This is a genomic window from Pseudomonas sp. MLB6B, from assembly GCF_054508135.1.
Genome location: NZ_CP199313.1, coordinates 1109547 through 1134438 on the forward strand (window position 1 = coordinate 1109547; position 24892 = coordinate 1134438).

Sequence of the window (24892 nt, forward strand, 5' to 3'; positions counted from 1 at the left end):
GAAGACGGCGGCGGTCGCACCTGGCCGATGCAGGGCGGGGACCGTATTCGATCACTACCGTTTAAGCGCGTGCGGCAGCCAGATGTATTCACACCGCTATTCAGCAAACATTGGTTACAGGATCGCCAACGGCGTATCCCGTAACCGGTGACTCGCCACAGGCCGTAGTTTCTGTAGGCATCGGCTGAAAAAAACGTATGCCAGAGGTATCGAGCTGAAATCGCTTCGCTGCCCCGACGCTAGTAATGCAACAAACCCCGCCACATACTCGATCCCTCGTTGACAGAGGGAGGGCTTTCCATGCGGCGCGCGGTGTTCAATCAAAAAGGTGGCGTGGGCAAATCCAGCATCGCTTGCAACCTGGCGGCCGTCAGTGCCCATGAAGGATATCGGACCCTGTTGATCGACCTGGACGCCCAGGCCAACTCCACCCAGTACCTCACGGGCCTGACCGGCGACGACATTCCCCTCGGCATCGCCGACTTCTTCAAGCAGAGCCTGGCCGGCGGCCCGGCCGCCAAGAAGCACAAGGTGGACATCTACCACACCCCCTATGGCAACCTGCACCTGATCACCGCCAACGCGGAACTGGCCGACCTGCAACCCAAGCTCGAGGCCAAACACAAGATCAACAAGCTGCGCAAACTGCTCGACGCGCTCGACGAAGACTACGAGCGCATCTACATCGACACCCCGCCCGCCCTGAACTTCTACGCCGTCTCGGCCCTGATCGCCGCCGACCGCGTGCTCATTCCTTTCGACTGCGACAGCTTTTCGCGCCAGGCGCTGTACGGCCTGTTGGCGGAAATCGAAGAGCTCAAGGAAGACCACAACTCGGGCCTGGTCGTCGAAGGCATCGTGGTCAACCAGTTCCAGGCCCGCGCCAGCCTGCCGCAACAGATGCTCGACGAACTGCTCGGCGAAGGCCTGCCGGTGCTACCGGTGTACCTGGCCAGCTCGGTGAAGATGCGCGAGTCGCACCACGCCAACCAGCCGTTGATCCATTTCGATCCCAAGCACAAGCTGAGCCGGCAGTTCGTCGAGTTGCATGATGTTTTGGAGCAGCACAGCTGATTAGCACACAACCACTTGCGAGGAAGACACGCGACATCTAGTATCTCCCGAGATGGGAGATTTTGATGGATGCGAGTCATAGCAAAAAGCACGTTGGTGAAATTTTGCCAGATACCTGGGAACGAAGATGCTTACGCTTCCTTACAAAGCTGGCATGACCTCCTGCTCAAAGCGAGTTGGACGACCCCTCAAGAGCTGAAGGCTCAGGTGAGAAACGCCAGCATTTGCGGGAATAACCGGGTGGTTTTCAACATCGCAGGCAATAAATATCGTCTTGTCGTCGAGATGCAATACCGATCTGGAATTGCTTGGGTGAAATTCATCGGTACTCATAAGCGCTATGACGAAATAGATGTGGAGACAATCAATGAATGTTAAGCCTATCCGTAACAACGTTGATCTGCAGCTAGCCTTCGAACGGCTAGAGCAGATTTTTCAGGCCGAAGCGGGAACACCGGAGGCCGATGAAATGGAGGTTTTGGTCACGCTCATAGAAGTGTATGAGTCCAAACATTATCCGATTCCTCCTGCGGATCCAGTCGATGCAATCAGGTTTTGCATGGATCAGCAGGGCCTTACACCTCGCGATCTTGAGCTTTTCATTGGCCCTAGTGGGCGAGTTTCAGAGGTTTTAAATCGCAAGAGGCGACTCACCTTGGGCATGATTAGACGCTTGCACGACGGGTTGCAAATTCCTTATGAGTCTCTGTTAGCAGGCGTATAGAGGGTCATGAGCTTAAACCCCCTCACTTCTCAGCCACTGGATCAACGCCTGCAACGGAAACGCCCCCGCCTGCCGCGCCGTTTCGCGGCCGTTCCTGAACAGGACCAGGCTGGGGATGGAGCGGATGCCCAGTTGCGCCGACAGCGTGCGGTTGGCTTCGCTGTCGAGCTTGGCCAGGCGGCAGCGGCTGTGCAGTTGCTGTGCAGCCTGGGCGAAGACCGGGGCAAAGGCCTTGCACGGGCCGCACCAGTCGGCCCAGACGTCGACCAGCAACGGCAGGTCGCCTTTGATCTGGCTGGAGTAGCTCTGCTCGCTCAGGTCGAACGGCGTGGCCAGCAGCACCGACTGCTTGCAGCGGCCGCATTTGGGCGCGTCTGCAAGGCGTTCGGCGGGCAGGCGGTTCAGGCCGTTGCAGTGGGGGCAGGGGATCAGTAGTAGGTCTGGCATGTTTAGTCTCCGGAGGCTGCGTGAGACGCCCCGATCGTTATTGACATACAGTGAAAGCCGCTGAAAAGCTGGTTCGAATGCTCTTTTGGGGTACCTCATGTGAAGCCCAGCGGCACACGCAGGTTTCCTCGCTGCGACAGCGTAGACATCTATCCGCCGCTCATCTATGCCAGGCAAGTAGAAATAATGATGCGTAGCCGGTTAAATGAAAAACTCTCGGGAGTCACGATTTTCTGATCGCCGATACCGTGGTTTTGGACGACGTACCCATGCCCGGAGGTGCATAAATTTTGATGAGGTCGTGATAGACGCTGTCGTGCGGAGCAAATGAATAAGTCCAGACAGAATCATCGTAACCTGAAACCTGCTTGCCTGTAATGCGCGCCAGATCCTGAATGAATGACCGGCCTGTTTTTGGATCAGGCACAGCGGACTGGCAAGCGAGTACATGCACATTTCTGTTTTTTAGAGAAATACCCTTTCGTTTTATTTTCCGATTGACGGTCGTTGCATCGAAAGCATGTTTCCCTTTGTAGATGACGCCCGGACTGCCGTGCGCATCGATGTACAACGTATCAGTGCCTGTAGGATCTCCGCTTCGGCTGAAGACGGTAAAATCATCACCCCCCATGAGAATACGTCCTTGATAGGACTTCTTTGTAACTGGCCACATCAGTGTCTTGAGGGTGTGGGTAAAAATTTTTTTGACGGTCGTTACGATTAAATCGATAGGTTGAGTGAATCTACCTGTCGGATCCCAGTGATTGACTGGATCGTTACCGGCAAATGCATAAGCGTTCACGCCACCTTCGAGAAAAGGGCTGAATCTGTCTGCCTGAAGAAAACGCGCCAGAGAAGGACAGTAAACTCGGTATCCATTGCCTAGATGATAACTCTGCAGCAGAACATCTCGTCGTTCCCCTTTGAATCCTTTTGTACAAAGTCCGGTGTCATGCCCGAACGGTTGAAATTTGAGAGTTGTATTGGATTGGGTAGATCGTATGGAGACGGGCGAGTGCTGACTGTCGCAGGCGTACAGCGCATGATGTCCTGACTCTTTTACACAGAGGGTATTTCTGTCGACGGCAACGTACGTGATGTCGATACCGTTACCCATGAGACTCACGAGGTTTTCACCTTTATAAAAGATAAGCATGTTTTTGGTGCCCCAAGCAGGATATTCATCCAATTTTTCAATCAAGGGGGTGTGTGGGTCAACTGTCAAAATTCTCAGTAGCGGTTTCACCAGTTGTGTGCTGATGCTCTAGCGCGCCTCTCGCTCGACAGTTTGCTAAGGGTGATTTGAAATGCGCATTGGTGCTCATGCCCACCCCATTATTTTTATAGGATCAAGATGGTATTCGTTCATCCGTATCCCGTGGGTCTGATAGTTAGGTCTGGATTTCGCGTTTTTGAGAGGCTTACTTTTTAGATGGACGTAATGATTACGACGTGATCGAGATCGCCGTGATGGTACCGACGTGCTTGGGCATCACGAAAGCGTGTCCAAATTGCGCTAGCGGTCCGAAGATTCAGGATAGGAAGTTTGAGCTGTAACGGTTCGCTGCGCTGAGGGCACAGGCGTTTACCCGGCAAGGTAGCTACGACGTTGCCAGACAATCGGTGATTGCGAGGAGCGACTGCTCACGACGAACAACTGATTTCCAGATGCTTGCCCCAATCCGGTGGCCGCTGCGCATAGGCCTGCATTCCGGGCTGCTCCTCGAAGGGGCGACTGAGCACCTGGTGCAGTTCGCGCACCACGCTGTAGTCGCCGGCCTCGGCCGCCTCGATGGCCTGCTGCGCCAGGTAGTTGCGCAAGATATAGAGCGGGTTGACCGCATGCATACGGTAACGCCGACCTTCGGCATTGTTCGGTTCGCGCGCGCAACGGGCGCTATACGCCTCGGCCCACTGGTCGAACGCCGCCAGGTCGACGAACTCGTCGCGTACCACCTGCAAGGCCGCTTCCACCGGCTGCTCGCCCAGGTGGCGGAAGAACAGTGTGTAATCGACCCCGCCGCGCTGCATGCATTGCAACAATTGCTCGACCAGCGCCATGTCGTCGTCTTCGGCCGTGGTCAGCCCCAGGCGGCGACGCATCAGGTCGAGGTAATGGGCCTGGTACAGCGGCAGGAACAGGCTCAGCGCCTCCTGCAAGGCTTCCACCTCGATGAAGGGTGTCAGTGCCTGGGCCAGCGCACTCAGGTTCCAGTGCGCAATGGGCACCTGGTTGCTGTAGCTGTAGCGGCCACGGTCGTCGGAGTGGTTGCAGACGAAGTTGGCGTCGAAGTCGTCGAGGAACGCGAAGGGGCCGAAGTCGAAGGTGATGCCCAGGATCGACATGTTGTCGGTGTTCATCACGCCGTGGCAAAAGCCGTAGGCCTGCCAGTGGGCGATCAGCTCGGCGTTGCGCTCGACGATGCTGCGGAACATCGCCAGGTACGGTAGCGAGTCCTCCTGGCAGTCGGGGTAGTAGTGTTCCAGCACGAAGTCGAGCAACTGCTGCGCCTGCTCCGGCTGCTTGGTGTAGTAGAAATATTCGAAGTGGCCGAAGCGCACATGGCTCTGCGCCAGGCGCAGGAGCATGGCGGCGCGCTCCTGGGTTTCGCGCCAGACCACGGTGCTGGAGCCGATCACGCACAGCGCGCGGCTGCTGGGAATGCCCAACGCATGCAGCGCTTCGGAACCGAGGAATTCGCGGATCGAGGAACGCAGCACCGCGCGGCCGTCGCCCATGCGCGAGAACGGCGTCTGCCCGGCGCCCTTGAGGTGCAGGTCCCAATGCTCGCCAGCCTCGTTGACCACCTCGCCGAGCAGCAGCCCACGGCCGTCGCCCAGGCGCGGGGTGTAGCCGCCGAACTGGTGGCCGGAATACACCATGGCCCGCGGCTCGGCTCCTTCCCAGAGCTTATGGCCGCTGAACAGCTCGGCGAACAGCGGCTGTTCGGCGACCGCCGGGTCCAGGTCGAGCAGGGCCATGGCGGCGGGGCTGGCCACCACTAGGCGCGGGTCGGCGATGGGGTCGGGCAGCACTTCGACCGAGAACGCATCGCCCAGGCGGGCGAAGCGGGTGTCGAAGTGGATTTCAGTAAGCGCGTGCACGCGGCGTCTCCTAGGTAGCGGAATCGGCATTCTGGCGTTGCTGTTCCTTGGAGTCTACCGAGCTCAGGGAGTGCTATAGCAAGTCGAGGTCACGTTACCCTCCTCTTTTTGCTGACTGTACGTACGGTCCATGGCTTATTTGAATGCATCGAGTTATCTGGAAATGGCGCCGGGAAACGCGACGCCGAAAAAGATAGGGGTTGGCCTACCACACACTGAATCAAGGACATCAACGTCGGTAATTTCAAACACACGCGATCCTCAGCGAGCCTGCGTATAAACGGGCAGTACTTAAATATCATCACTGGGGGGCGGGCTTTGTGATCCAATAGCCAAATGGCAGCTGGCTAGATCCTGGTTGGGGTTTCGGTTCTCTGATGAGCTGTACGAAATTCCTGTAGGGGCCAAGTTCATGCGCAACCTGATGCCTCAATGACTGCGGGTCTGGATATGCATGAATGGGAAAGAGAACGCCAAACGCGTCGTCTAGAGACATGTGATGGACTTGAGCATATTTCGCCATATTCGCAAACGCCTGCGCTTCGGGTGAAAGTTCGTTCCATGCGGCTTTGATGAGCGCTGATGCGTTCGACTGAGTTTGCGTTGGCAAAGAGGAACTGCTTGCCGCCATAGGTTGCGAAGGGCTAGGCGATAGGCGCGCAGGACGGGCAGGCGTATTTTGGCCACTAGTTCCTGGCCTGGGTGAATGCTCAGGTGGAACCGATCGAGGGCTGGCGGTGGGTCTTGGCCGAATACGGGGCAGCCGACGCAGTGTCAAATTCTTCGATTTTTTATTGATAAGAATGTTAGGGCGCTTCATCGCGCCGCTAGGGTCGGTAAAGTTGATGGGGTCATTATTGCAGTAAGCATAAGCGTTCAAGCCGCCCTGTGCAAAAGGGCTCAATCTGTCGGCCGTGGTGAATCGCATCAGGACAGCGCTGTAGTGTCGGTATCCGTGACCCAAGACATACGTCTGGGTCAAAGCATGCCACGCGTATCCTTTGAATGCGGCGAGGTGCTGTTCGTATAGGCACGCGCGATGAAAGGCGCCATAGGCTGTGAAAACGAGGCTGTGGTGAGCGCGTACTTGCATGAGCCTGGGTTCCGAAAAGAACGGTGAAGGTCGAGTTTCACAAGTGGCCAGTCAGACTGCAACTCTCAAAATTGCCAGTTGCTTGTGGTGGGATGCCGGATTCACCTGGCATGGAAGTTTTCATGTACCCACCTAATTGCTTTGGAACGCCGGAGCTGGACGAAGCCTGACCCATATGCGTGCAAAGCGTCCTGTGCAGGACATACCGACACGCTACGCATGTCGATATGTTCAAGTAGGCCCGATTTGCCCGACGTCGCCACCTCGTGCGATTAGCTGCTGCCGTGTGCCTTGTGTGTCCATCAGGAACACCTCCACCTGGCGCACGGAGATCTTGATGCCGTGCTCGCGGAACGCCTTGTCGATGTAACGGTTGACCTCGTCCAGCGTCGGGTTGCGGTCGCCCAGGTCGCGCACGTGCATGCGCAGCTCGTGCTCAAGGGTTTCGCCGAAGTTGAGGAAGTACACCAAGGGCTCCGGGTCCTTGAGCACCCGCGGGTTCTCTTCGGCGCCCTTGAGCAGCAGTTCGCGCACCAGATCCAGGTCCGAGCCGTAGTCGATGCCCAGCTTGAGGGTGACGCGGGTGATGGTGTCGGTCAGCGACCAGTTGATCAGCTGGCCAGTGATGAAGGTCTTGTTCGGGACGATGATGTCCTTGCGGTCGAAGTCGGTGATGGTGGTGGCGCGGATGCGGATCTTGCTCACCGTGCCGGACAGGTTGCCGATGGTGATCGTGTCGCCGATGCGCACCGGGCGCTCGAAGAGGATCATGATGCCCGAGATGAAGTTGGCGAAGATTTCCTGCATGCCGAAGCCCAAGCCCAGCGACAGCGCGGCCACCAGCCATTGCAGCTTGTCCCAGCTCACCCCCAGGGTGGCCAGGGTGCTGACGATGCCGACCCCGACGATCACGTACGACAGTAACGTGGTGATGGCATAGGCGCTGCCTTGGGCCAGGTTCAGCCGCGACAGCACCAGCACTTCCAGCAGGCCCGGCAGGTTGCTGGCCAGGGCGATGGTGATGCCGCCGATCACCAGCGCGCCGAGCAGATCGCCCAGGCTGATCGGCACCATGCTGGCGGCCGCGCCCGTGCCGCTGCTGTATTCGTAGAGAGTGAAGTTGTTGAGGTAGGCGAACACGCTGAGCAGGTCCGACCATACCCAGTACAGCGCAGCCATGAAGCCGCCGAGCAGCGCCAGGCGGATCAGGCGCAGCGACTGCTGGTTGACCTGTTCGATGTCCAGGGCCGGCTCTTCGATCACCACCTCGCCGTCGAGTCCTTCCTTGCTGGCCTGGCGCTTGCTGATCGCGCGTTGGTAGGCAAGGCGCCGCGCCGCCACCGACAGGCCACGCATGAACGCCGCTTCGATCACCAGCCAGAACAGCAGCAGGTAGAGGGTGTAGATCAAGCGGTCGGTGAGCTTCAGCGCGGTGTAGTAGTAGCCGAAGCACACCGCCACGAACAGGGCGATGGGCAGCGCGGTGAAGGCCACGCCCACGGCCTTGCGGAACAGCGAGGTGTCGCGGTGCGCCGGGCTGCTCAGCAGCAGGCGGCTGAGCAGCAGCGCCATCAGCGCGTAGCAGGCCAGGACCACGGCGATGCCGAACACGTCGTCGGCCAGCGCCGAGGGTTGGTGCTCGGCCACCGCCACCACGCCGACCAGGGCCAGCACCACCGTGCCCAGACGCCGCACCCAGCCGCGCAGGAACTGCACTTGCGGCTTGTACCAGCGGAAATGCACCTCGGCCACGCCGCCGGGGGAGAGGATGCGGTAGGCGGTATAGAACACCAGCCAGGCCTGCGCCAGTTGCCACAGGGCTGCGCCGAGGTTGCCGTTCTGTCCGCGGGCGTCGATCTGCAAGGCGTAGCTGCACAGCGCCAGGGCCAGGCTCAGCGGCATAGCCAACAGAATGTTGATCAGGATCGCCTGGGGCGTATGCCACTGGCTGTCGCGCTTGAAGTGGCCGATGTCCTGATGGACCTTGTTCAGCTGCTCGTACAGGTAGGTGCGCCGCCACAGCAGTGCGCCGATGGCCAGCAGCAGTGGCAGGAACAGCAGCGGGTGCTGGGCCAGGCCACTGCCCAGCTCGGTCACGCCGGAGGCCCAGGGCAGGCCGCCGATCTGTTCGACCAGGCGTTCGGGCGCATAGCGCAGCCATTCCAGGTCGAGCGCCTTGTTGCTGGGAATCCAGAACATCTGCTCTTCGAGGGTGGTGCGCAGGTTCTGCGCCGTGCTGAACAGTTGTTTCTGGTTGAGCTGCAGGGTGATCGATTCGTTGAGCACCGCCGACAGCTCGCGGTTGAGCCGTTCGAGCAGGTCGCTGCGGGTGATGGCCACTTCCAGCAGTGCTTTGCGCAGGGCGGGCGTGACGTTTTCCTGCGGCTGGTCGGCCAGCAGTTTCTCCACGTAGGCACCCGGTGTGCTCATCTGCTCGCGCTGCTGGTTAACCTCGAACTGGTACAGACGGATATCGGCGATCTGGTCGGCCAGGTCGCGGTCGAGCTTCAGGTGCGGCAGCGCCTGCTTCTGTTTGTAGAGGATCTTGGACAGCAGCAGGCTGCCCTTGAGCACGTTGATCTGCTCGTCCAAGGCCTGGTCGGCTTGGGTGACGTTGTCGAGCTGCTGTTTGACGCGCAGGTTCTGCTGGGTCAACTCGTTGAGGCGGTCGGTGCTCTTGAGCAGGTAGTCGGACAGCTCCAGGTTGTCGGCGCTCTCGCTGGCGAGCAGGGTACTGCCGCCGGCCTTTTGCGCTTCCAGGGACTGTTGGGTGACGGCCTGTTGCGACTGGGCCAGGCGCTTACCGTTGATCAGGGTTTGCAGGTCCTGGATTTCCTGCTCCAGGCGCGCGGCCTTTTCGATCAGCAGGTCGTGCTGGGCGTTGCCCAGGTCTTGCAGCAGGCCGTTGCCGGCCAGCTCCCGGCGACGCAACTGGGTCAGGGCATTGAGCGAAGCCAGCTCTGCGTTGAGCTGGTTGCGCTGGTCGGCGCTCAGGGTCTTGCCGTTGTCCTTGCCCTGCTTGAGCAGGTTGTTGATCTGCTGGGTGCGGCTTTGCGCGTTGCTGATTTCGGCCTGGGCGCGCTCGGGGCGGGTCTGCGAGTTGATGATCAGGCTATTGGCTTCGGACAGCGCCTTTTGCAGGTCACCCTGCTGAGTGCTGCGCTCGCTGAGCAGCTGTTCGAGCTGCGGCACGTCGAGCTTGCTGTAGCGCTGGGCCACCGGCGCCGGCTGGCTGGCCTTGAGCTGGTTGAGCTGCTGCTGGCTGTCGTTGATTTCCTTGGGCGCGTCGGCCAACTGCACGCGCAGGGCGTCGAGCTTCTGCTGGCTGTCGTCGCGGCTGTCGAGCCAGGAAAGGGTCTTTTCCAACAGCTGTTGCAGCGCTTTCTGATCGGCCTCGGGCAGTTTACGCTCGGCGATCTTGTCGAGGCTTTGCTGGACGCTGTCACTGGTGGGCGCTTCGGCGGCCACGCCAGCCAGGGGAAGGAGCAGGCACAGCCCGAGCAGGGCTGTGCGGAGTACGAGCGGGAACATAGGCAGAATTCTTGAAATGCCGGGGGCAATGGCGAAGGTTTAGAGGAACAACCCAGGACCGGGTCGGGCGCCCTCGGGGAATTTGACGCCGACTTTCATGATCTTGTTCCCCTCCATCAGGGCAATGGTCCATAGCGTGCTGTGCCATTCGATCTGGTCGCCCACCACCGGGGCGCCGCCGACCTTCTGGCGAATGAACTGGGCCAGCGGCATGCGGCTGTCCAGACCATCCAGTTGCAGGCCATACAGCGCGGCGACCGCGCCCAGCTCGGCATCGCCTTCGAGCACGAAGTCGCCGAAGAAGCGCAGATCCAGCCCGCGCTGCGGCGCCTGGCTGAACAGTTTGCCCAAGGCCGGCAGGTCGTGTTCATGGCCGATCACGCAGAGCATGTCGTCGACCTGCAGCACGGTGCTGCCCGAGGGGTGCAGCAGTTCCTCGCCACGGAACAGCGCGGCGATGCGCGTGCCCGGTGGCATCTTCAGCTCGCGCAGGGCCGCGCCGATGCACCACTTTTCCTGGCCCAAGCGGTAGACGAACAGCTCCCACTCGCTGGTGATGTGCACCTCCAGCGCGGAACGCGAGATCGGCGCCGGATCGGGCGGGACGGTGACTTTCAGCAGCTTGGCCATCCACGGCAGGCTGGTGCCCTGCACCAGCAGCGAGATGAGCACGATGAAGAACGCCAGGTTGAAGAACAGCTGCGCCTGCGGCAGCCCGGCCATCAGCGGGAACACCGCGAGAATGATCGGCACCGCGCCGCGCAGGCCGACCCAGGCGATGAAGGCCTTTTCGCGGTCGTGGAAGGCTTTGAACGGCAGCAGCGCGGCGAACACCGACAGCGGCCGCGCCACCACGATCATCCACAGCGCCAGGCCCAGGGCCGGTACGGCGATGGGCAGCAGGTCGTGCGGGGTGACCAGCAGCCCCAGCACCAGGAACATGCCGATCTGCGCCAGCCAGGCCATGCCGTCGAGCATGTGCAGGATGCCGTGGCGGCTACGGATCGGCCGATTGCCCAGCACCAGGCCGCACAGGTACACCGCCAGGAAGCCGCTGCCGTGCAGGGCGTTGGTCAGGGAAAACACCACCAGGCCGCCGGCGATCACCAGGATCGGATACAGGGCGCTGGCCAGGTTGATGCGATTGACCGCTTGCAGCATCAGCCAGCCGCCGCCCAGGCCCAACAGGCCGCCGATGCCGAATTCGCGCAGCAGATGGCCGAGCAGGCTCCAGTGCAGGCCGGTCTGGTTGCTGGCGATCATCTCGATCAGGGTGACGGTGAGAAATACCGCCATAGGGTCGTTGCTGCCCGATTCGATCTCCAGCGTGGCAGTGACCCGCTCGTTCAGGCCTTTGCCACCCAGCAGCGAGAACACCGCTGCGGCGTCGGTGGAACCGACGATGGCGCCGATCAACAGGCCCTGGATCAGACTCAGGTCGAACAGCCAGGCGGCGACCATGCCGGTCAACGCCGTGGTGATCAGCACCCCGACCGTAGCCAGCGACAGCGCCGGCCACAAAGCCACGCGGAAACTCGCCACCCGCGTGCGCAGGCCACCGTCGAGCAGAATCACCGCCAGGGCCAGGTTGCCCACCAAATACGCGGTCGGGTAGTTGTTGAAGATGATGCCGCCACCGTCGACGCCAGCGACCATGCCTACGGCCAGAATGATGACCAGAATCGGGATGCCCAAGCGCGACGACAGCGAGCTGACCAGAATGCTCGCACCCACCAGCAAGGCGCCGATCAGGAACAGGCTGTTGATGGTGCTTGCATCCAAGGGCGTGTACTCCAGCGTGTTGCGGGGAAAGGCAGACCTTGAGTGGGCTTTGGCTAGCAGGTCGCGTGCCAATCGATTCTAACCTGATGAATTGACAGCATGTAAAGCGTTTCTGGAGATGAAGAAATGCGTCCTCCAGGCGGTGGGGCGCTAAGTTGCGGGTGGGGCAACCGCCGGGTCGCTCCCCCCCAATTCGACCGGCGGCCGTTTCCCCGACCCATACCCGCATACGCGCAACCTCCCTTGGGCGGGGTTCTTCGCGTTGGGCGGTCGGTCTTCAGGCACAATCCGCAACGCGCTGCAAAAGGGCGCGGGTCTGATTCCAGCCAAGACAGCCGTCGGTGATCGATACGCCATACTGCAACGGGTCCGCTATATCCTGGCGACCCGGATTCAGGTTGCTTTCCAGCATCACACCGAATACATCCCGGTTACCCATCTGGCGTTGTGCCAATACGTCCTCGAGGACGCCGGGCTGACGGGTATGATCCTTGGCGCTGTTGGCATGGCTACAGTCCACCAGCAAGCGCGGAGCGATCCCTGCGGCCCGGAGTTGCTCCTGTGCGTCGGCAACGGCCTGAGCATGGTAGTTGGGGCCATTGCGGCCGCCGCGTAATACCAGGTGACCGTCCGCATTGCCGGCACTGCTGAGCAGGGCTGGCCGACCGTGCGGATCGATACCGAAGTAGCGGTGTGGGTGGGCTGCGCTGCGTATGGCGTCGCAGGCGACGCCCAGGCTGCCATCGGTCCCGTTCTTGAAACCCGCGGGCATGTGCAGGCTGCTGACCAGTTCGCGATGAATTTGCGATTCGCAGGTTCTGGCGCCTACCGCCACCCAACTGAGCAAATCGCTGAAATAGTGTGCGGCCAGCGGCTGCAGCATTTCACAGGCCAGCGGCAAGCCAAGGCCGACCAGTTCGAGCATCAGCGATCTGGACACCTCCAGGCCCGCTTGCAGATCGTCACTGCCGTCGAGGCCAGGGTCGTACATCAGGCCTTTCCAGCCGACAGTGGTTCGCGGCTTTTCCACGTAGGCACGCATGACGATCAGTAGGCGGTCGCCCAATGCGCTGGCCAGCTCCGCCAGTCTGCCGCCGTACTCGACTGCGGCCGGACCATGGTGCAACGAGCAGGGACCGACGATGACCAACAAGCGAGGATCGGTGCCCTGGACGATCTGACGAACCTGCTGGCGTTGTCGGTCGACCTGCCGTGCCAGAGATTCGTGCAGCGGCAGCACCGTCCTGAGTGCATGAGCGCTGGGCAGCGTCTGGATGACACCGTGCATGACGGTGTCGTCAGCGGCCTTCTGGGACGCGGGTGAGTGCAAGGTGACGGCTGTATTCATGGTTTGACATCCTGGTTGTCGTAGCGCGAATTCGCAGCAGGTTGCTGGGTGTCTCGCCGGCGCTCGGGCACGACGCGGCCTCGCGCACATCTGTGCGGTCGTCGTCGAGCGAAGTCAGGCGATTGCGTTTTATTCGGTGGGGTCGTGCAAGGACGCTGTTTCTCGGCTGCGCGGTTGGCCGACCCAGGCCAGGCCTGGATCGGACCTGGGCTTCGCGACGGCGAAGCCCGGTCAAGCGTCAGTCCACCTGAATGTCCTGGGTCAGCAGGTCGGCGAACGCGTCGATGCTGAGCGTACCGAGATCCTCGCCTGCGCGGCTGCGCACAGCGAGCGTGCCGCTGTCTTTCTCGCGATCGCCGATAACCAGCAGATATGGCACGCGCTGCAGGGTGCTTTCGCGGATCTTGTAGCCGATCTTTTCGTTGCGCAGATCGGCCTCGACCCGCAGCCCGCGCGCTCGTAGACGCTCGCGCACCTGCTCGGCATAGGCGTTCTGCGCATCGGTCACCGTGAGCAAAGTGGCTTGGACAGGCGCCAGCCAGGTGGGGAATACCCCGGCATGGTGCTCGATGAGAATGCCGATGAAGCGTTCGAGCGAGCCGACGATCGCCCGATGCAGCATGACAGGGCGGCGACGCTGCGAATGTTCGTCGACATATTCGGCGCCCAGGCGGTCGGGCATGTGGTAGTCGACCTGGATGGTGCCGACCTGCCACTCCCGGCCGATGGCGTCGCGCAGGTGGTATTCGATTTTCGGGCTATAGAAGGCGCCTTCGCCTGGCAGCTCCTCCCAGCTCACACCGCAGGCCGAAAGCGCCGAACGCAGCTGGTTTTCAGCCTTGTCCCAGACTTCGTCGCTGCCCAGGCGCTTACCAGGCTCGGGGCGCAAGGCGATCTTCACTGCCACGTCTTCGAAGCCGAACGCTTTGTAGACCTTCTGCGCCTGATGGTGGAAGGTTCGGATTTCCGCTTCGATCTGTTGCTCGGTGCAGAAAATATGGCCATCGTCCTGCGTGAACGCGCGCACCCGCATGATGCCGTGCAGTGCTCCGGAAGGCTCGTTGCGGTGGCAGCCCCCGAACTCGCCGTAACGAATCGGTAGTTCGCGGTGGCTGCGCAGGCCGAACTTGAAGATCTGGATATGTCCTGGGCAGTTCATCGGCTTGAGCGCGTACTGGCGATTCTCCGACTCGGTGACGAACATGTTTTCCTTGTAGTTGTCCCAGTGCCCGGAACGACGCCACAGCGCACTGTCCACGACCTGTGGCGAACGCACTTCCTGATAACCGCTGTCGCGGTACACCTTGCGCATGTACTGCTCCACGGTTTGCCAGATAGCCCAACCCTTGGGATGCCAGAACACCATACCTGGCGCTTCCTCCTGCTGGTGGAACAGGTCGTACTGCTTGGCCAGCTTGCGGTGGTCGCGCTTCTCGGCTTCTTCCAGCCGCGTCAGATAAGCCTTGAGCTGTTTGTCGTTCAGCCAGGCGGTGCCGTAGATGCGACTGAGCATGGCGTTGTCGGAGTCGCCGCGCCAATAGGCACCCGCCACCTTCATGAGTTTGAAGGCGCCAAGCTTGCCCGTATCGGGCACATGTGGCCCGCGGCACAGGTCGGTGAACTCCCCCTGGCTGTACACAGAAAGGGTTTCATCCACCGGAATGTCTTCGATGATCTTTACCTTGTAGGACTCACCCAAGGTCTCGAACAGGTCGATGCCCTGGTCACGCGACAGCTCCCGGCGCGTGATGGTGAAGCCGGCTTCGACGATCCGGTGCATTTCGGCTTCGATCAGCGGCAGATCGTCCTGGTTGAAAGGCCGTTCGGCCACGAAGTCGTAATAGAAGCCATTGTCGATCACCGGACCGATGGTGACCTGAGTCCCCGGGTACAGGCGCTGTACGGCTTGTGCCATCAAGTGCGCGGTGGAGTGGCGGACGAGCCCGAGGGCATCCTCGCTTTTGCTTGTCACGATCTCGACCGTGGTGTCACCCGTCAGCTCATGCGAGGCATCGACCAGGCGGTTGTTGACCTTCGCCGCGAGTGTCGCAGCGGCCAGACCGCTGCCGATGGACTGTGCCAGTTGCTGAACGGTGAGCGGCTCCGGGAATTCCCTGCGACTGCCATCCGGTAGAGCGATAGAGATCATGTTGTTCGCTGTCCTTTAATTTGACGTTGGCGTTCGAACGCCGGTGTTGAAAGCCTTGCGCGATCCTGCACAGGGCTTTGCAACGTTATCACCCTTCAAATGACCAAGTGCCATTTTGCAAATAAGGTTTCATCTTGTTGCTGGTTTCCAACCATTCACGATAAGGATCGCTTCCCTTGACGATGCCGCTGCCGGCGAACACGTGCACGTGGGTATCCGTGACCTTGGCCGTTCTGATCGCGAGCGCGAAGTTGCACCGCCCTTCCAGTGTCAGATAGCCCAGGCCACCGGTGAAGAATTCGCGATCGATGTATTCGAAACGACGGATGCGCGCTTCACTGAGTGCAAGGGGTTTGCCCCAGATGGTGGCCGGAGGATAGACGGCAGCCAGGGCGTCGAACGCATTCGCTCCGGATGCCAGTTCGCCTTCGATACGGCTTCTCAGGTGCTGTACGTAACCCAGGTCGATGACGTTTCGGGATTCGCGTACATCCAGCGAGCCAGGTCGACACACCTGCTGCAATTGCTCGATGAACAACTGGGCAGCGGTCTCGTGTTCTTCCAGTTCCTTGCTGTCCGACAGCAGTTCCTGGCGATAGCGATCGCGCTTGGAGGTCTCGTTCGAGCCCTTGCGTGTACCGGCCAGTGGCTCGACAACGACTTTGCTGCCATGGGTGCGAATCAGCGTTTCAGGTGAGATACCGATCCAGGCCGGTCCCTGGTCCCAACGGAACAGGTATTCGTAATGGGGGTTGGGCCGCGGCGCCACTTGTCCAAGCAACTGCAGCGGGTCGACCTTGTCGTGCATGCTCAGGCGTACCTCGCGGCCAATGACGACCTTGTCCGCTTCGCTATCGGCCATTTCAACCAGCAGATCGAGTAGGTTTCCCACATAGTCGATGCATGGCGGAATGAGTTCGCAACCGCTGACAGCAGGTAGGCAGGCAGGCGCTCGTGGTGCCAGGCAGAGGATCGCTGCTTCGATCAGAGGGGTCAGTTCGGCGGCGAACGTCGCGCCGCTGATGCGTCCCTGCTCGATCCACAGGAACACACTGGGCACGGTCATGATCAGCGGCTCATCGAGGCGCTCGGGGTGGGTTGCGCAACGCCAGCCTCCCAGCAACGGCACGTCGCCGGGCAGGTTGGCGAGGGTCGGCGAGGTGACGCTCAGGGTTTTCCAGAATTGCGCCACGCCTTGGAACAGTTGTGCGTGAAATGACCGTTGGCTGTCCACATGCAGTGTGTCGTGGTACAGCACACGCGTTTCATCGAGCCAATCTATGAGTAAGGTCTGCTCCCTGCGCGTCACGCGCAGATGGTATTGACTGCCGAGTCCGACCAGCGAGCGGGCGTGCCCGTCGGTATGCTCGCTGAATACGCAACTGAACTGCTCGGCGAGCGACTGCAGCACGTTGCTCAGCTCGGCCAGCAGTGCAGTACCGCTTTCGTGTACGTCAGGCGCCATCGTTGGCAGCGAGAAGTCTAAAGGGCTGATCATGGGTAATCGGGTTCCTTGAGTGCCTGGGCCAAATGGCTGCAGAGCTGCAGTCCGCGCTCGAAATCCGTTTGCGCAGGCAGTGGTGAGCGATTTGTACGGCTTGCGCCCTGCCAGTGATGGATTAGGCCATGGGGACGGCCATTCGGCGTCTCGGCGTAACCTGGCCGCCGCAGGTCGCGACGCGGGTTGAAAAGCCGGAGTTCGTTGTCGGACCGTGGCGTCCCGCCGCCCAGCCGCGCGAGGACGAGCAGGGTGTGCTGCGGATGGCTACCGCACGTGCGCAGAGTTACGGATACCGAGTCGAGCCCCGACATGGTCAAGGACAGCGACCGTGCCTGGTGCGACTCGCCTTCGAGCGAGTCGGGGTGGCCAGTCAGGCTGGGCGCGATCGCTGTGCCAACCGCCAGGCAGGTATTGGCAAGGCCTTGCAGGGCACCGGCCTGGCCAGGCGTGGCGTGCACGATGGTCAATACCGGCTCGCCGATCATCCACTGCAGGTAGTGGCGCAACCGCTGGTTGGTCAGCTCGAGGATGGGACGGTCTACGTGCGCATCGGTCGGCAGCTCGACCCAGTGGATGAAACCTTCGCCCTCCAGCGCCTTGTGCAAAAATCGATGCAAGGAGCCGTTCGCGGACTGCGCCAGCAGTGCCGGCGAATGGTCCAGGTCTTCACCGGAAGGGATCGAAATCGTCGAATTCATGGCAGTCTGCCTCGCATAGTCATGATGAGCGCTTAGCCAAAGGTGGCACCGCCATCCATGACCAGGTTTTGCAAGGTGATGTGGTTGGCGTCGTCCGACAGCAGAAAGACGATGCCGGCCGCGATATCCTGAGGCTCGGCGATCTTGCCCAGTGGAATGCCGATGCGGTGCAGCGCGAGATCACCCCGGACCACACGCTGCTCCAGGCCGTCGTCGTCGCCGGACAGTTGGTGCAACATGGCCGTACGGGTGGAACCGGGCGACACCACGTTGCAGCGCACGCCCTGCGCGCCGAGCTCGAGGCCTATGCAACGCGTCAGCATCGCTACGGCGGCTTTGGAGGCACAGTAGCCGCTCAGATTGACGCGCGGAGTGGTCGCCGCGTTGGACGCCACGTTGACGATCGCACCTCGACCCCGCAGCAGCATGCAGCGGGCGACCGCTTGGCAGACATGAAACGTCCCGTGCACATTGACTTCGAACAGCCGTCGCCAGGCCTGGGCGCTCAACTGCGCGAACGGCGCCGCGTCGAGAATGCCGGCGGCATTCACCAGGCCGTCGAGCGGATACTGCCGATCCATGCGGTCGATCAAGCTGGCGACCTGTTGCTGTTCGGTGATGTCGACGACGCAAGGCTTGAACGCTTGCGAGCCAAGGACTTGGGCAATGGCTTCCAGGCCGGCGCCATCCTGGTCCAGCGCGATGACCGTAGCGCCCTCGGCGAGCAGGCGCTCGGCTACCGCGGCGCCGATGCCGCGCGCAGCACCGGTGACCGCTATGGTTTTGCCGATGAAACGCTTCATGCCAGCGCTCCGGCAGCATGGGCATGCAGGCGCTGGTCGACCAGCGCTACCCAAGCACGCACGCTGCGACGCTCGAGCAGTTCCAGGAAGGTCACAGGCACCCCCGCTTGCTGCCATTGTTCGAAGAGCATCAGCAAACGCACCGAGTCCAGCCCCAGTTGCAGCGGGTCGTCCACTTCGTTCACCTGTGCCACTGGCAATTCCAGGCAGCGGGCGACATCCGCAGGCAGGTCGTGGGCTTTGCGAGCTGGAGCGAGCATGTCGAGCAGTCGCTCGGTCGACAGCACCACACTCGAACAATGCGCCATGTGCTCGAGAGCCAGTTGATGCCGCGCCAAGGAAAAATCACCCAGTGCATCGGCCACCACGAACGGCTGGATGTCCGCCATGAAGGCATCGGTGGCGGTGGTCAGGCAACCGATGTGCGCGTACACACCGCAGATGATCAGTTGGTCACGCCCGGTCGCCTGCAGCCGCTCGCGCAGATCGGAGCGGGCGAAGGCGCTGTAACGGTGCTTGACCAGTACCACGTCGCGCCGCGTATCAGGTTCCAGGCCGCCGACGATAGCCGGACTGACGCCATCCTCCGCCAGTCCCGGCCCCCAGAGGTCGCACAGCAGGCCACGTGAATCGGTCGGTTGGTCGCCAGGTTGGGCGGTATAGAAAACCGGAATGCCCAGGGTATGGCAGGCGGCGCGCAGCGATTGGATGCGCCCTACCAGCGAATCGACGAACGCCTGCGACGCATAGGGTTTGAGGAAGTGGTTCTGCATGTCATGGATCAACAGTGCGGCCCGCTCGGGCGTGGGCGTCCAGGGCAGAGGCGGCCGGTCCAGCGTTACGTGGTCGGGAATCGGATAGTGCGGAATCTGTGGGATTGCCATTGAAATGTCCTTGGAAGCTGTACGGTCGGATCACGCTGCGAATTGCTGACGCAGTACCTTTTTGTCGATCTTGCCCAAGGTGGTCTTGGGTAGATTGGGCAGCCATTGGAACTGGTCGGGAATACGTTGCAAGGCAATGCCACGCGCTTGCAGGTCGCGCTTGAGGTCCGCGGTGTCGCAGCGCATGCCGGGGGCAAGTACCAGCAAGGCGCAGGTGCGCTCGCCCAGGTGCGGGTCGGCAATGCCGATCACTGCCGCCTCCAGCACGCCGGGGTGGGCCAGCAGGTAGCCTTCGATCTCCTCGGCAGCGATCTTTTCGCCGCCACGGTTGACCTGGTCCTTGTGGCGACCGGTGACGACCAGATTGCCGTCCTCGCGTTGGCACACCACGTCTCCCGTGCGATAGAAACCATCGGCGGTGAAGGCCCGCGCGTTCTGTTGGGGCGCGTCGAGGTAGCCGCGAATGGTGTAGGGCCCACGTACCAGCAGATGCCCCGGTTGCCCGGTAGCGACCGGCTGATCGTCATCGTCGACGACCAGCACTTCATCCAGCGGGCTCATGGGCCGCCCCTGCGTGTGCAGCCTCTGGTCGAGGTCGCCGGTCAGATCGGTGTAGCAGACCAGCCCTTCGGACATGCCGTAGACCTGCTGCAGGGTGAACGTGAAACTATCGCTCAGGCGAGCGGCCACTTCGTCGCTCAAGCGGGCACCGCCGACCTGCAGGAAACGTAGGCTGCTCAGGTCGTGCTGACGTGGCGCGTGCAGCCAGGCTTGAGCCAGGCTCGGCACCAAGGCCGTGAAGGTCACCCCTTCGCGGGCGATGCTGGCGAAGCAGGCCGAGCCGCTGGGGTCGGCCTGCATCACGACCTGTCCGCCTGCCAGCAGCGTGCCGATGAAACCCGGTGAACTGAGGGTGAAATTGTGTCCTGCCGGCAGCACGCACAGGTACACGCTGTCCGGATCCAGTTGGCAGATTTCGGCACTGATTCGGATGCTGTACAGATAGTCGTCATGCCGGCGCAAGATCAACTTGGGCAGGGCGGTGCTGCCGCCGGACAGCGTGATCAGCGCCGGCGCTCGGCTGCTGACGGCGGGCACGGGCAGGTTCTGGCCGTACAGGTGGGCATAAGGCACGAACTCCGCCGCCTCGCCCAGAACGATCACATGCTCGATCGCCGTAGGCAGGGTTTGCAGTTCACGGGCAATGTCGCGGTAGTCGAAGCCCAGGGCATGGTCCTTGATCAGGTACGCCTTGGCCTTGCTGGCCTGCACGATGTGCGCGATCTCGTTGCGCCGGTCGGTCGGCAGCGCGAACACCGGAACCACGCCCAGGCGCAGCAGCGCAAAGGTGCACTCGACGAACTCCAGCACGTTGGGCAGTTGCACCACGATTCGATCGCCCGGGCGCAGGCCCAGATCAACGAAGCCGTTCGCCAGCTGGTTGCAGCGGCGGTCGAGCTCGGCATAGCTGAGGCGGCGCTCCCCCTCTACCACCGCTACCCGATCCGGCGTCTGGCGGGCATGCCGCTCGATGCAGGCGTCGAGGGTTTCGCCTGTCCACGCGCCCTGTTGGCGGTAGTAACGTTCGAAGCGCTCGGGCCAGTAAGGCGCATCCAGATCCGGCAGTTGCGCAGGTGCCGGGTGCGGATGGGCATGCAAGTGGTCCAGGCAGTCCTGGCGCGAGGCTGGACCGAACGCCACATTCCAGCCGTTCGGCAGCGGGCTGAAGCTAGGCCACAGCGAAGGCTGCAAGCGCTCGTTGCGCAACAGCACGAAACGGCCATGCACGGCATCGAACGGGTTGTTGAAATCGCGCAGCACCGGCTGCACGCGTCGTGCCTGGGGCTTGGCCAGCACCGCGTTGTGGCGCAACAGTATCTGCGCGAGGACGTCGGGTTGCTCGCTCACGAAGTAGTGGCCGCCACCGTCGATCACATCGAGCGTGACCTGCTCGCTATAGGCCTGCCAGTCGAGGTAGCGGCTGGCATATTCCGGTGTCAGCGGGTCGGCGCTGCCGACGATGACGTGGATCGGCGCCCGCAGCGTGCCGCGACGCTCGGCTTCATTGCTGAAGAATGCGGCGGTTTGCCCGGCATCGTGTTTGGTCATGCGGGCGATGGCAGCCAGACTTTGCGCATCCGGAACCTCTTTGAAGCCGCCCAGCTCCTGCAAGAACTCGATGATCTGCTCGCCCGAGCGCTGCGCTACCTGTTGTTCTACCGCGAGAGGCTCCTGATCGAGCAGCATGCCGCCAATGGTCAAGCCGCGCAGGTCAGCGCCGGCCTGTTCCAGGCGTCGGCTGATGTCCAACGCCAGCGCGTTGCCCGCGCAGTGCCCGTACACCAACAACGGTCCCTGCACATGGGACAGTACGTGCTCGACCACGCCAGCGGCGACGGTGGGGTTGTCGGCGAACGGCTCGTCGGCATTCACCACATCGTGGCCCGGCAGACGAACGCACAGGTAGTTGAAGGCGCTGCCCAGCTGTTCCACCAATTGCCGATAGGCGAACACGTTGCCGCCGGCGAAAGGCACCAGTAGCAGTGTGGCGCGATCGGCACGGGCGGCTGCACCCATGATCTGCAGCCAACCGCTGGCGGCCGCGTCAGTGCCGCTGGTACGCAGGTAGTCGGCGCAACTGCGTGGGGTAGGCTGTTCGAACAGTTGCAGGACCGGCAATCCCATGTCGCGGCACAAACCGATGGCTTTGATCGAATCGCCGCCGATTTCGAAGAAATCGTCGTCGATACCGATGTGCTGCTGGTCCAGATGCGTAGCCCATTGAGCCAGTACCTGCTCGTCGAGCGCATCACGGGCGGGTTCCAGATGCCGTGCGGCATGGGTTTCGATCGCCGGCAGGGCGCGCCGATCGAGCTTGCCGTTTGCGGTAATGGCGAATGCCTGCTGCACACCGATGGCTGCTGGCACCATGTAGGCCGGCAGGTGGTCGCGCAAGTGCGCGCGCAAGGCCTCAGTATCCACATCGCCTGGCGCATAGCCTGGCGCTGGCACCACATGAGCGATCAACCTGGGGTCGTTGGCCCGATCGCTGACCACCAGGGCCACGGCATTGGATACCGAGGCATGGACGCGCAGACAGCTTTCGATTTCACCCAGCTCGATACGGTAACCGCGTAGTTTGACCTGCTGGTCGGCACGGCCGATGTATTCGAGTTCGCCGTCGGCCAATCGAATCGCCACGTCGCCACTGCGGTACATACGTTGTCCCGGCGCGCCGAAAGGGTCGGCGACGAAGCGTGTCGCGTCCAGCTCGGGACGGGCGAGGTAGCCTTGGGCCAAGCCCTCGCCCCGCACATACATTTCACCCTGTGCGCCTTCGGCTACAGGCTGCAGGGCATCGTCCAGCACTAGGATGTCCATGTCGGCATAAGGCCGCCCGATCAGACTGCCGGCATTGGCCAGCACCTGTTCGCGGGTGATGAAGCGATGACAGGTGTTGATGGTCGTTTCGGTGATGCCGTACAGGTTGAGCAACTGCGTGTGGGCCGGCCTGGGCAGTTCGAACCAGGGCGCCAGGCGGCCCAGGTCGAGCGGCTCGCCGCCAAAGCACTGGTAGCGCAGCTTCATGCGCGCCACCAGTTCGGGGTGGTCGGCTTCGGCTTCCATAAAGCGGTAGAACGCCGACGGAATCTGTCCGAAGACGGTCACTTGTTCACGCACCACCAGCTCCAGCAGGGCAACCGGGTCGCGGGTGGTGGCCACTGGCACCACGACCAGGCGGCCGCCATGCAGCAGCGCGCCCCACATCTCCCAGACCGAGGCATCGAACATGTAGGCGTGGCAGGCAGTCCAGACATCGCTGGCGCGGTAGTCGAACCAGTGGTGGGTACTGTCGAACAGGCGCACCACGTTGTGGTGGCTGATGCACACACCCTTGGGCTTGCCAGTCGAACCCGAGGTGTAGATGACGTAGGCCATGTCCTGGGGCTGCGGACCAGACTCGGGCGCATGGGTCGCAGACCCATGCAGCGCCTGCTGAGTGGCCGGCGCGTCGATGCTCAGCAGTTGTCCCTGGCACTGGAGGGCGCGGGCTGTTTCCAAGGTCGCTTCGCAGCACAACAGATAGTCGGCCTCGCATTCGTCGAAAATACCGGCCAGGCGCTCCTGTGGAGCATCCGGATCCAGCGGCACATAGGCGGCACCGCACTTGAGTACGGCCAGGATGCTCACGATGGTTTCCAGCGATCGTTCCAGCAGCAGGGCGATGGTGCGTTGAGGCGAAGTGGCGCGTGGCGGCAGACGGGTCTGCAGCAAGTGGGCCAGACGATTGGCCTGGGTATCGAGCTCGCGATAGTTCAGCGAGCGCTCGCCCAATGTCAGCGCGATCGCGTCCGGTGTGTCGTTCACCCAGTGGGCAAAACCGTCGAGCAGCGTCGCCTGGCCCGGTTGGGCAGGTGGTAGCGGCGGGCAGACCAACTGCGGGTATGCGCTCAGCTGACCCAGCGGCCGCCCCGCATCAGTGGCGAAGGTTTCTACGAAGGCGATAAAGCGCTGCACATGGGCGGCAAGCACCTCAGGGTCATAGAGGTCGGGGTTGGCCATGCCGCACACCCGCAAACCTTGCCCGGGCACCGGTTGCACCAGTATGGACAAGTCGTCGGCCGCGCCGGCGCTGAGCACTTCGACTTCGGCGCCGAACGTGCCGAACGCCAGCGAAGGCGAATAGATATCGATGTTGATCTGCGGGCCGGTCAGGCGTCGGCCTTCACCTACCAGGTTGCAGTCGCGCCGAATGTCTTCTGCCCGATAGCGCTGGTGCCGACTCATGCGGGCAAGGGCGCTGGCGGTGTCTGCGACCAGTTCGCCAACGCTCGTCCAGGGATCGATCCGCGCTTGCATCGGCAGCACGTTGGCCAGGGTACAAGGGACATCGTGGGCCTGGGTGTCCAGGCGGTTCATCATCGGGATGCCGACCACCACGTCGCGCTGACCAGTGCTACGGCCGATGAAGGCGGCGAAGGCGCCAATCACCACGTGCAGCCAATGGCTTTGCGTTTGGCCGGCGCACTGGCGCAGGTGCGCAAAGGCCGTCTCGGACAATTGTCCACGGTGCAACAGGGCCTGGCGTGTGGGCAGTTTGGTCTGTGGGTTGAGGCTGGCCACGGTCAGACTGCTGTCGACCTGCCGCTGCCAGTAGTCGCGGTCCTGGGCAAAGTGCGAAGACGTCCGATAGACCTGTTCGGCGTCGAGCACCTTGGCCAGTTCGCCCAACGCCTCGCTGCCATGGTGTTCGCTGGAGCCCTGCGTGTAGAGCGTCGCCCAGCGTTTGAGGAACAGGCCAAGGCCCACACCGTCCAGGGCGATGTGATGGCTTTTCACATATAAACGATCAGGCTGCTCGGCGATGCGGATCAGGCTGGCTTGCAGCAAAGGGCCTTGCCCCAGGTCGATCGGAATCGCCAAATCGTTGGCCATCCACCGGCGTGCCTGGCTTTCGCTGGCAAAGGCATGCTCGGCCAGTGGCTGCGCCGCTACCTTGACGATGTGCTGGGCCAGCTGACCTTGCACTTCGGTGAAGCGTGCGCGCAGGCAACTGCTTTCTTGCACGGCCTGGGTCAGTGCGAGCGCCAGACGGTGCGGGTCCAACTGGCCCTGTACGTGCAGCAGACTGGCAATGTTGTAGGCAGCGCTGTCGCTGGCCAGTTGCTGCCCCAACCAGATCGAGTGCTGGGCGGCGGTGAGCGGGAGTGAAGTAACGACTTCCATTTCTAACGACTCCATTGAGTGGCCGG

The 24892-nt window shown here is 61.9% G+C and carries 16 protein-coding genes and 1 pseudogene; 3 read left to right on the plus strand and 14 right to left on the minus strand.

Features of this window, described 5'->3' with window-relative positions:
• The first annotated feature begins 300 nt into the window (after positions 1 to 300).
• The 3 genes from ACSMEV_RS04720 (at position 301) to ACSMEV_RS04730 (ending at position 1798) form a co-directional block, all read left to right on the plus strand.
• Complete coding sequence (locus ACSMEV_RS04720; protein ID WP_459207452.1) at positions 301 to 1074, plus strand: ParA family protein; 774 nt, start codon at positions 301 to 303, stop codon at positions 1072 to 1074.
• Positions 1075 to 1143: 69 nt separating this feature from the next.
• Positions 1144 to 1452 (plus strand): type II toxin-antitoxin system HigB family toxin, encoded by a 309-nt coding sequence (locus ACSMEV_RS04725; protein ID WP_459207453.1) that lies wholly within the window; start codon positions 1144 to 1146, stop codon positions 1450 to 1452.
• On the plus strand, positions 1442 to 1798 hold the full coding sequence (locus ACSMEV_RS04730; RefSeq protein ID WP_459207454.1) for a helix-turn-helix domain-containing protein: 357 nt from the start codon (positions 1442 to 1444) through the stop codon (positions 1796 to 1798). The genes ACSMEV_RS04725 and ACSMEV_RS04730 overlap by 11 nt, the downstream gene beginning before the upstream one ends.
• A gap of 12 nt (positions 1799 to 1810) precedes the next feature.
• Here the strand turns inward: ACSMEV_RS04730 and trxC are convergent, their stop codons facing one another.
• The 14 genes and pseudogenes from trxC to ACSMEV_RS04800 form a co-directional block, all read right to left on the minus strand.
• Positions 1811 to 2245 carry a thioredoxin TrxC gene (trxC, locus tag ACSMEV_RS04735; protein ID WP_459207455.1) on the minus strand — a complete coding sequence of 145 codons (435 nt, stop codon included), beginning with the start codon at positions 2243 to 2245 and terminating at the stop codon, positions 1811 to 1813.
• A gap of 223 nt (positions 2246 to 2468) precedes the next feature.
• Entirely contained in the window at positions 2469 to 3491 is a 1023-nt protein-coding gene (locus ACSMEV_RS04740; protein WP_459207456.1) for an RHS repeat-associated core domain-containing protein, read from the minus strand.
• Between the two features lie 398 nt (positions 3492 to 3889).
• Positions 3890 to 5350 (minus strand): protein adenylyltransferase SelO, encoded by a 1461-nt coding sequence (selO, locus tag ACSMEV_RS04745; RefSeq protein ID WP_459207457.1) that lies wholly within the window; start codon positions 5348 to 5350, stop codon positions 3890 to 3892.
• Positions 5351 to 5651: 301 nt separating this feature from the next.
• The gene (locus ACSMEV_RS04750; protein WP_459207458.1) at positions 5652 to 6443 is read right to left on the minus strand and encodes an RHS repeat-associated core domain-containing protein; all 792 of its coding nucleotides are present in this window, start codon (positions 6441 to 6443) and stop codon (positions 5652 to 5654) included.
• Positions 6444 to 6674: 231 nt separating this feature from the next.
• Positions 6675 to 9974, minus strand: coding sequence for a mechanosensitive channel MscK (mscK, locus tag ACSMEV_RS04755; RefSeq protein ID WP_459207459.1), 3300 nt, complete (start codon positions 9972 to 9974; stop codon positions 6675 to 6677).
• 39 nt (positions 9975 to 10013) lie between these two features.
• Positions 10014 to 11756, minus strand: a complete 1743-nt coding sequence (locus ACSMEV_RS04760) for a potassium/proton antiporter (RefSeq protein ID WP_459207460.1) — start codon at positions 11754 to 11756, stop codon at positions 10014 to 10016.
• Positions 11757 to 12033: 277 nt separating this feature from the next.
• Positions 12034 to 13104, minus strand: a complete 1071-nt coding sequence (locus tag ACSMEV_RS04765) for a 3-deoxy-7-phosphoheptulonate synthase (protein ID WP_459207461.1) — start codon at positions 13102 to 13104, stop codon at positions 12034 to 12036.
• A gap of 238 nt (positions 13105 to 13342) precedes the next feature.
• The gene (thrS, locus tag ACSMEV_RS04770) at positions 13343 to 15253 is read right to left on the minus strand and encodes a threonine--tRNA ligase (RefSeq protein ID WP_459207462.1); all 1911 of its coding nucleotides are present in this window, start codon (positions 15251 to 15253) and stop codon (positions 13343 to 13345) included.
• 88 nt (positions 15254 to 15341) lie between these two features.
• Positions 15342 to 16751, minus strand: coding sequence for a chorismate-binding protein (locus tag ACSMEV_RS04775; protein WP_459207463.1), 1410 nt, complete (start codon positions 16749 to 16751; stop codon positions 15342 to 15344).
• Positions 16748 to 17452 carry a hypothetical protein gene (locus ACSMEV_RS04780; RefSeq protein WP_459207464.1) on the minus strand — a complete coding sequence of 235 codons (705 nt, stop codon included), beginning with the start codon at positions 17450 to 17452 and terminating at the stop codon, positions 16748 to 16750. Before ACSMEV_RS04780 ends, ACSMEV_RS04775 begins: the two co-directional genes overlap by 4 nt.
• Before the next feature lie 32 nt (positions 17453 to 17484).
• Positions 17485 to 18255: a 2,3-dihydro-2,3-dihydroxybenzoate dehydrogenase gene (locus ACSMEV_RS04785; RefSeq protein ID WP_459207465.1), complete on the minus strand. Its 771-nt coding sequence runs from the start codon at positions 18253 to 18255 to the stop codon at positions 17485 to 17487.
• A complete protein-coding gene (locus ACSMEV_RS04790; protein ID WP_459207466.1) occupies positions 18252 to 19139 on the minus strand; it encodes an isochorismatase family protein in 888 nt (295 codons plus the stop codon). The genes ACSMEV_RS04785 and ACSMEV_RS04790 overlap by 4 nt, the downstream gene beginning before the upstream one ends.
• 30 nt (positions 19140 to 19169) lie before the next feature.
• Positions 19170 to 20765: a (2,3-dihydroxybenzoyl)adenylate synthase gene (locus tag ACSMEV_RS04795; RefSeq protein ID WP_459208291.1), complete on the minus strand. Its 1596-nt coding sequence runs from the start codon at positions 20763 to 20765 to the stop codon at positions 19170 to 19172.
• Positions 20766 to 20807: 42 nt separating this feature from the next.
• A pseudogene (locus ACSMEV_RS04800) lies at positions 20808 to 24881 on the minus strand (amino acid adenylation domain-containing protein); the annotation flags it as partial.
• Positions 24882 to 24892: the final 11 nt, after the last annotated feature.

Excerpts from the sequence above, each read along its gene's own strand:
- ACSMEV_RS04720 (WP_459207452.1), top strand. The coding sequence starts at position 301 with ATGCGGCGCGCGGTGTTCAATCAAAAAGGTGGCGTGGGCAAATCCAGC.
- ACSMEV_RS04725 (WP_459207453.1), top strand. The coding sequence starts at position 1,144 with ATGCGAGTCATAGCAAAAAGCACGTTGGTGAAATTTTGCCAGATACCT.
- ACSMEV_RS04730 (WP_459207454.1), top strand. The coding sequence starts at position 1,442 with ATGAATGTTAAGCCTATCCGTAACAACGTTGATCTGCAGCTAGCCTTC.
- trxC (WP_459207455.1), bottom strand. The coding sequence starts at position 2,245 with ATGCCAGACCTACTACTGATCCCCTGCCCCCACTGCAACGGCCTGAAC.
- ACSMEV_RS04750 (WP_459207458.1), bottom strand. The coding sequence starts at position 6,443 with ATGCAAGTACGCGCTCACCACAGCCTCGTTTTCACAGCCTATGGCGCC.
- mscK (WP_459207459.1), bottom strand. The coding sequence starts at position 9,974 with ATGTTCCCGCTCGTACTCCGCACAGCCCTGCTCGGGCTGTGCCTGCTC.
- ACSMEV_RS04765 (WP_459207461.1), bottom strand. The coding sequence starts at position 13,104 with ATGAATACAGCCGTCACCTTGCACTCACCCGCGTCCCAGAAGGCCGCT.
- thrS (WP_459207462.1), bottom strand. The coding sequence starts at position 15,253 with ATGATCTCTATCGCTCTACCGGATGGCAGTCGCAGGGAATTCCCGGAG.
- ACSMEV_RS04775 (WP_459207463.1), bottom strand. The coding sequence starts at position 16,751 with ATGATCAGCCCTTTAGACTTCTCGCTGCCAACGATGGCGCCTGACGTA.
- ACSMEV_RS04780 (WP_459207464.1), bottom strand. The coding sequence starts at position 17,452 with ATGAATTCGACGATTTCGATCCCTTCCGGTGAAGACCTGGACCATTCG.
- ACSMEV_RS04785 (WP_459207465.1), bottom strand. The coding sequence starts at position 18,255 with ATGAAGCGTTTCATCGGCAAAACCATAGCGGTCACCGGTGCTGCGCGC.
- ACSMEV_RS04790 (WP_459207466.1), bottom strand. The coding sequence starts at position 19,139 with ATGGCAATCCCACAGATTCCGCACTATCCGATTCCCGACCACGTAACG.